The organism is Cupriavidus basilensis (assembly GCF_029335485.1).
Lineage (GTDB): Bacteria > Pseudomonadota > Gammaproteobacteria > Burkholderiales > Burkholderiaceae > Cupriavidus > Cupriavidus basilensis_E.
On the sequence record NZ_JARJLM010000598.1, the window covers coordinates 23719 to 30999 of the forward strand.

Consider the following 7281-nt stretch of genomic DNA (forward strand, 5'->3'; position numbering starts at 1 on the left):
CCATCTTCAGCGAGCCGACACCATGAGCGACAACCACGCCACACCCGCCAGAGACAGCACCGCCCAAGGCTGGCGCATCGGCGTACTGTATTCCCGCAGCGGCTTCACCGCGGTCACCGAGACCGAGCACTTCTTCGGCACCGCGCTGGCCATCGAGGAGATCAACGCACTCGGCGGCGTGCTGGGCCGCCCGCTCGATCCGCTGGTCTACGACCCCAAGGGCGATCCGGAGGAGTACCGCCGCCTGGCCGCCCGCATGTTGCTGGAAGACGATCTCAACGTGATCTTCGCCTGCTCCACCTCGTCGTCGCGCAAAGCGGTGCTGCCGGTGGTGGAACGCACCAACGCGCTGCTTTGGTACTGCTCGATCTATGAAGGCTTCGAATACTCGCCCAACGTCATCTACACCGCGGCCGTGCCCAACCAGAACAGCATGCAACTGGCGGCCTACCTGCTGCAGCACGATTGCTCCGCGTTTTACCTGGTAGGCGCCGACTACGTCTACCCGCGCGAAACCAACCGCATCATGCGCGAGATGGTGGAGCAGCACGGCGGCGAGATTCTCGACGAGGTCTACCTGCCCAGCGATGCCGGCGAGGCGCAACTGGACGCGGTGGTACGCGATATCGCGCGGATCGAGCCCGACGTGGTCTTCTCCACGCTGATCGGCGATGCCGCGCGCCGCTTCTACCGGCTCTACCGCGAGCACGGCCTGGACCCGCAGCGAATGCCCATCGCCAGCCTCACCATGGCCGAGGAGGAGATCCGGCTGATCGGCCCCGAACTGTGCCATGGGCATATCACCTCGGCCACTTACTTCGACACCCTCGACAACGACAGCAACCGGCACTTCATCGCGCGCTGGCGCCAGCGCTTCGGCGACCGTCCCACCAGCATGTGGAGCGAGGCCGCCTACAACCAGGTACACCTCTTCGCCCGCGCCCTGGAGCGCTGCGGCAGCCTCGATACCCGCAAGCTGGTGCAGGCCGCGCATAATGTCCGTTTTGAATCTCCCGAGGGATCGCTCAGCGTGGATCGAGAGAACAATCACTGCGTGCTGACGCCGCGCATCGGCATCTGCCGCGCCGACGGCCGCTTCGACGTGGTGTGGCAGGGCAAGGAACCGGTCAAGCCGGACCCTTACCTGTCGACCTACGGCTTTGCCGACTTCTGGCTGGAGTGAGGCCGTGGACTCAAGCATCCGCCGCCTCTACGAAGACCTGCGCAGCATCAGCGTGGTGGTGATCTATCCGCCTGGCGAAGACCGCGACATCCTGGCCGAGCAGCTCAGGCGCATCGGCTGCCGGCTACGCCTGCTGTGGCCGCTGCCCGCCACCCCGCCCGGCGATGCCGATGTGGTGTTCTTCCAGGTCACCCAGGCGCTGCAGTCCGGCGGCGCCTGGTGCTCCAGCGAAAGCAACGCCACCATGATCGCCCTGTCCGACTACGAGAGCCCCGCCATGCTCAAGCTGCTGCTGGGCACGCATGCGCATGGCGTGATCACCCGGCCATTTCGTTCGTCCGGCATTCTCAGCACCCTGGTGCTGGCCCGCTCCGCGCGCGACTTCCAGGCGCGCCAGCACAACAAGATCCACAAGCTGGAAGACACCATCAAATCGCGCCGGCAGATCGAAAAGGCGATCCGCCTGCTGATGCAGCAGGAATGCGGCAGCGAGACCGAAGCCTACGAGCACATGCGGGCACGCGCCACCAAACTGCGCGTGACCGTTGCCGAAGTGGCGCAGATGGTAGTCGAAGCCAAGGAGGCGATGGCGCGGCTGGGGCTCGGCCAGAGCGGAAAATAGAACAAGCGGCGAGATTCGCGGCGCGCCCGAAGGCGTCGCCGCAAGGCAACCCTCACACCGCCGCGGGCGCCTCCAGCCCAGTCTCCGCATCCAGCGGATACACCGGCCGCGCCAAGCGCTGAAACGGGAACTGCGCGTAGCGCGAACTCGTCACCCCGCCGCCGTCGCACTCGACCACCGCCTTCGCGATCGGCACGAACACCGGCCGGCAGTACATGCGCGACTTCAGCAGCAGGAAGCGCTGCGCCAGCGGATCCACGCCGATATGGGTAAAGATGCCCAGGTCCCAGTGCTCCTGCGGCGTCTCGGTGATCACGACCTGCGCCGCACCGATATCGAGCAGCACGGTGCGGCCCATGCGGATGCGCTGGCCCGTGTAGGTGGGACCGCTGATCACGTACTCGCCGTCGCTGATGGCGGCGACCCGGCCGCTCAGCGTCGGCGGCACCGGAAAGATGCCGAGCTGGGTCAGCGGCACCTTGTTGCCCACCGGCAGCGAGACGCTGGCGCCCACGCCGGCGGCGACCAGCGCCGCCACCGCCCGCGGGTCGCATACCGGCCCGGCGGCAATGCCGGACAACCCCTGGCGCAGCGCTTCCTGCAGGACCGCCATATCGTCGCAGGTGCCGCCGGACATGCAGTTGTCGCCGTGGTCGAGCAACAGCACCGGCCCCTCGCCATCGCCGGCCGCCAGCTGCGCGGCGCGTGCGATCGACTCCGCCAGCGGCTCGCTGTCATAGACAAAGCCCGCGCGCTCGTCCCAGATCTGCGCCGCGAGTTGGTCGGCTGCCGCCTGCGCGGCCGCGGCGCCGCCATCGGCCACCACCAGCACGCTGATGCAAGGCGCCGCGATATCCGCCAGCCCGAAGCCGGCCAGCACCGACACCGCCAGCATGCCAGCGGCTTCCGCCTGCCGCGCTGCCGCCACCGCGCGCTGCATGGCGCCCTCGCCGGTGTTGCTGCGCAGCGTGTGCGTCACCAGCGGCAAGCGCCGCCACGCGAGCGCCGGCCGCATGCCTTGCTGCAGCATGCGCATCAGCAGGCGGCCGGCATGCTCGCCGGTCTCGTACATGTCGACGTGCGGATACGTCTTGAAGCTCACGGCAATATCCGCGTGCGCCATCATCGCCGGCGTGACGTTGCCGTGCAGGTCCAGTGCGATGGCAATCGGGGCCTCGGGCAGCACCGTGCGCACACGCGCGAGCAGGTCGCCCTCGCCGTCATCGCTGTTCTCTGCCACCATGGCGCCGTGCAGGTCCAGCATCACCGCATCGCAGCCGGGGGCGGCGTTGACGATGGCGTCGCAGAGCGCCGTATAGGCAGCGGCCGCGACGCGCCCGCTCGGGTTGGCGCTGGCGGCGACCGGCACCACGAGTTCGGCGCCCGCCGCTTCAGCCAGATCGATAAAGGCGCCGATGGCCGTGCGCGTGCCCTTGCTGGCCTGGTAGGCGTCTTCGCCGTAGCTTGGGTGGAAGGACGGCAGCGGCGTCGCCACCGGCGAGAAGGTATTGGTTTCGTGGTTCAGGCGTGCGATCAGGATCTTCATGGGCTTCCTCATGGCAGGTTCGCGGCTTCGAGCATCACTTGCAGCAGGACGTTGCAGCCTGCCTCCAGGTGCTCGGGCCTGGCGTCTTCGATCTCGTTATGGCTGATGCCGTCCTTGCAGGGCACGAAGATCATGGCGGCCGGCGCCACGCGCGCGAGATAGACGGCATCGTGGCCGGCGCCGCTGATGACGTCCATCTCCGGCAAGTCCAGCCGCCGCGAGGCGGCGCGCACCGATGCGACCATCCGCGCATCGAAAGGCTGCGGCGGAAAGTAGACCACCTGTTCGATCTGGATGCTCAGCCCGGTACGCGCGGCTAGTTGCGCGGCGCCCTCACGGAAAGCACGGTCCATGCCCGACAGCGCGGCGTCGGTGTCCGAGCGCAGGTCCACCGTCATGGCAATGCGTCCGGGAATGACATTACGGGAGTTCGGATGCACTTCCATGCAGCCTACCGTCGCGCGTCCGTGGGGCTGCCGCTCCATTGCGATGCGGTTGACCATGCCGACCAGTTCCGCGCTCACCAGCATGGCGTCCCGGCGCATGGCCATGGGCGTGGGGCCGGCATGCGCCTCCATCCCGGTGACCACCACGTCGTACCAGCGCTGCCCCAGCGCGCCGGTGACGACCCCGATCGGCACATCGCTGGCCTCCAGCACCGGTCCCTGCTCGATATGCGCCTCGAAATACGCAGCCACCGGACGGCCGCCGACCGCCTCGCTACCGGCATAGCCGATCGCCGCCAGCGCCTGCCGCACGGAAATGCCATCGCGATCGCGCTGGCCCAGCACATGGTCCAGCGCGAACTCGCCCACGAAGGCGCCGGAGCCCATCATGACCGGCACGAAGCGCGAGCCCTCTTCATTGGTCCACACCGCCACTTCGAGCGGACGCTCGGTTTGCACGCCGGCATCGTTGAGCGCGCGCAGCACTTCCAGCCCCGCCAGCACGCCATAGTTGCCATCGAACCTGCCGCCGGTGGGCTGGGTATCGATGTGGCTGCCGGTCATCACCGGCGGCAGGCCGTCGTTGCTGCCCGCCCGGCGCGCGAACAGGTTGCCCACCGCGTCGACCCGCACTTCGCAGCCGGCGGCCCTGGCTTGCGCCACGAAGAAATCCCGGCCCAGGCGGTCCTGCCCGGTCAGGGCCAGCCGGCATACGCCGCCTTTCGGCGTCGCCCCGATCGCGGCCAGGCGCATCAGTGAGTCCCATAGGCGCGCGCCGTCGATGCGAAGGCCGGCCAGCGTGGCGTCGTGCTGCGTCAACATGGTGCTTCCTCTCGCTGCTTGCAATTGCGATTGCTTGTGAATACTTGTGAATACCTGCGAATAAGCAGCCGCTCAGGCCGCCAGGCCCACGCCCAGATAGCGGTCCTTGACGGCCTCGTCGTCCCGGAACGCGGCGTTGCTGCCGCTGTAGACCACCGTCCCTTGCTCCAGGACGAAATGCCGGTCGGCCAGCTGCATGCAGACCTCCAGGTTCTGCTCCACCAGCAGGATCGATACGCCGGCGGCTTTGATCATCTTGAGCTGCGCCACGATCTCCTCGACGATGACCGGCGCCAGGCCTTCCACCGGTTCGTCGAGCATCAGCAGGCGCGGATGATTCATCAGCGCGCGGCCGATCGCGAGCATCTGCTGCTCGCCGCCGGACAGTTGCGCGCCGCCGTTGCGGCGCCGCTCGCGCAGGCGCGGGAAGATGCGGTAGATGTCATCCAGTTGCCAGGGAGACGCCTTGCGCGCGCCGAGCTTGAGGTTCTCTTCCACGGTCAGCAGGCGGAAGATGCCGCGGTGCTCGGGCACCAGGCAAAGGCCGTCCGCCGCGATCCGGTGCGGCATCATCCCGGCGATGTCGCGGCCCTGGAACAGCACGCGTCCGCCGCGCGGGCGCACCACGCCCGCGATGGCCTTCAGGGTGGTGGATTTGCCGGCGCCGTTGCGGCCCAGCAGCGTGACCAGTTCGCCAGCACCCACCGCCAGCGATACGCCTTGCAGCACGTGGCTCTTGTCGTAGTAGCCATGCACGTCCTGGACCTCCAGCATCATCGTCATTTGCGGCCTCCGGTGATCATGTTGCCGAGATAGGCGGCGCGCACGCGCGGATCGTTGCGCACCGCATCGGGCGGGCCTTCCATCAATACCTTGCCCTGCTGCATCACGGTCACCGTGTCGGAGATATCCATGACGATGTCCATATTGTGTTCGATCAGCACCACGGTGTGATCCGCGCTCAAGCCGCGAATGAGGTGCTTCATGGCGGCCAGGTCATCGATGCCCATGCCGGACGTGGGCTCGTCGAGAAAAATGGCGCGCGGCCTGGCGGCCAGCGCCATGCCCACTTCCAGCCGCCGCTGCTGGCCGTGCGACAGCGTGCCGGCTTCCGCGTTGGCGACACGGGTCAGCTCGAGCCGTTGCAGCACGCCGTCCACGGTGTCCGCGCAGGCCAGTTGGCCGCCCGGCCGCCGCCAGCAATCCATGGCGCGGAGCGGGCTGGTGCCGAGCGCCGCCAGCCGCAGGTTCTCGCGCACCGGAAGATGCGTGAACAGGCTGGTGACCTGGAATGAACGGGCAATGCCCCGCTGCACGCGTTGATGGTCAGGCTCGTGCGTCACGTCCCTGCCGTCGAACAGGATGGTGCCCGCGGTCACCGTGCCGGTGCCGGTCAGCATGTGGAACAGCGTGGTCTTGCCCGCGCCGTTGGGCCCGATCACCGAATGCACGGTCCCGGGCATCACCCGCAGGTCGACACCACCCAGCGCATTGAACTTGCCGTACGCCTTGGTAATCCCGCGCGCTTCCAGAATCGCCGCTGTCATGCTTGCTCCTCCTGTCCGAGCGGCTGCGCCGGGGCCCGGCCCGCCTTGCGCCACAGCATCTCGCCCAAGCCCCACAGCCCGCGCGGAATAAACAGGCTGACCGCGATCAGCAGGAAGCCGAGCAGCATCAGCCAGCGCGGCCACAGGGTCGACAGCCAGTCCGACAGCAGCACATAGAAGGCCGCGCCCAGGACCGAAGCAAAGGCGTTTCCGGTGCCGCCGATCACCGTCATGATCAGGATCATCTCGCTGGTGTGGTAGTCGATATTGGTCAGCGGCGCGATGCCCATCAGCATGGCGTGGAGCGCGCCGGCCAGTCCGGTGATCGCGCCGGAGAGCACGAAGGCCAGCAGCTTGAAATGCCTGACGTTGTAGCCGACCGCCTGCGCGCGCTCCTCGTTGTTGCGGATCGCGAGCAGCGTGCGGCCAAACACGGATTCCGTCACGCGCAGCACCAGGAAGAACACCAGCAGGAACAGCACCGCGACAAACGCGTAGAACTGCCACGGTCCGGCCAGGGACGCCAGGCTGCCGCCGAACAGCGAGAGCGGCGGGCGCGGGATATCCAGCAAGCCGTTGTCGCCGCCGGTCAGCTCCGGCGTCGTATAGGCAAGGAAGTAGAACATCTGCGCGAACGCCAGCGTCAGCATCACGAAGTACGTGCCGCGCTGGCGAATGGCAAACCATCCGACCAGCGCCGCCGCCGCCGCGCCCAGGACGATGGCAAGGCCCAGCCCCAGCGGCAGCGGCAACGCCAGCCGCGTCAGCGAGATGCCCAGCCCATAGCTGCCCAGGCCGAAGAAGATGCCCTGGCCGAAGGACAGCAGGCCGGTGTAGCCCAGCAGCAGGTTGCAGGCCATCACCGCCATGGCATAGACCAGCACTTCGGTGGCCAGCGTGCCGGAGCGCATCGTCAGCGGCAGCACCAGGGTCACGCCCAGCGCCAGCAGCCAGAAGCGATAGCGTTTGAGCATCTCCATCATCCCCTCCCCAGCAAGCCATGCGGACGCAGCAGCAACACCGCGGCCATGGCCACATAGATCATCAGCCACGCGCCTTCCGGCCACAGCGTGCTCATCAGGCTTTGCACCACGCCAACCAGCACGCCGCCCACC

At 67.7% G+C, this 7281-nt stretch carries 7 protein-coding genes and 1 pseudogene; 2 read left to right on the plus strand and 6 right to left on the minus strand.

Annotation, left to right across the window (positions count from 1 at the left end; translation table 11 throughout):
- The first annotated feature begins 22 nt into the window (after positions 1-22).
- Both P3W85_RS37085 and P3W85_RS37090 read left to right on the plus strand, forming a co-directional pair.
- Positions 23-1183: a transporter substrate-binding domain-containing protein gene (locus P3W85_RS37085; protein ID WP_276268449.1), complete on the plus strand. Its 1161-nt coding sequence runs from the start codon at positions 23-25 to the stop codon at positions 1181-1183.
- A gap of 4 nt (positions 1184-1187) precedes the next feature.
- The gene (locus P3W85_RS37090) at positions 1188-1805 is read left to right on the plus strand and encodes an ANTAR domain-containing response regulator (RefSeq protein WP_017225761.1); all 618 of its coding nucleotides are present in this window, start codon (positions 1188-1190) and stop codon (positions 1803-1805) included.
- Between the two features lie 52 nt (positions 1806-1857).
- Here P3W85_RS37090 and P3W85_RS37095 read toward each other — a convergent pair whose 3' ends face one another.
- The 6 genes and pseudogenes from P3W85_RS37095 to P3W85_RS37120 all read right to left on the minus strand — a co-directional run.
- A complete protein-coding gene (locus tag P3W85_RS37095; protein WP_276268450.1) occupies positions 1858-3351 on the minus strand; it encodes a M81 family metallopeptidase in 1494 nt (497 codons plus the stop codon).
- Between the two features lie 8 nt (positions 3352-3359).
- Complete coding sequence (locus tag P3W85_RS37100; RefSeq protein ID WP_276268451.1) at positions 3360-4619, minus strand: Zn-dependent hydrolase; 1260 nt, start codon at positions 4617-4619, stop codon at positions 3360-3362.
- 72 nt (positions 4620-4691) lie between these two features.
- Positions 4692-5396, minus strand: a complete 705-nt coding sequence (locus P3W85_RS37105; protein WP_035811111.1) for an ABC transporter ATP-binding protein — start codon at positions 5394-5396, stop codon at positions 4692-4694.
- Between the two features lie 2 nt (positions 5397-5398).
- A complete protein-coding gene (locus tag P3W85_RS37110; protein ID WP_276268452.1) occupies positions 5399-6166 on the minus strand; it encodes an ABC transporter ATP-binding protein in 768 nt (255 codons plus the stop codon).
- Positions 6163-7146, minus strand: a complete 984-nt coding sequence (locus tag P3W85_RS37115) for an ABC transporter permease subunit (RefSeq protein ID WP_017226532.1) — start codon at positions 7144-7146, stop codon at positions 6163-6165. Before P3W85_RS37115 ends, P3W85_RS37110 begins: the two co-directional genes overlap by 4 nt.
- Positions 7146-7281: pseudogene (locus P3W85_RS37120) on the minus strand (branched-chain amino acid ABC transporter permease); the annotation flags it as partial. The pseudogene P3W85_RS37120 and the gene P3W85_RS37115, both read right to left, overlap by 1 nt.

Bases quoted from the DNA above. Each gene is read 5' to 3' on its own strand.
- P3W85_RS37085 (WP_276268449.1), top strand. From the start codon at position 23: ATGAGCGACAACCACGCCACACCCGCCAGAGACAGCACCGCCCAAGGC.
- P3W85_RS37095 (WP_276268450.1), bottom strand. From the start codon at position 3,351: ATGAAGATCCTGATCGCACGCCTGAACCACGAAACCAATACCTTCTCG.
- P3W85_RS37100 (WP_276268451.1), bottom strand. From the start codon at position 4,619: ATGTTGACGCAGCACGACGCCACGCTGGCCGGCCTTCGCATCGACGGC.
- P3W85_RS37105 (WP_035811111.1), bottom strand. From the start codon at position 5,396: ATGATGCTGGAGGTCCAGGACGTGCATGGCTACTACGACAAGAGCCAC.
- P3W85_RS37110 (WP_276268452.1), bottom strand. From the start codon at position 6,166: ATGACAGCGGCGATTCTGGAAGCGCGCGGGATTACCAAGGCGTACGGC.
- P3W85_RS37115 (WP_017226532.1), bottom strand. From the start codon at position 7,146: ATGGAGATGCTCAAACGCTATCGCTTCTGGCTGCTGGCGCTGGGCGTG.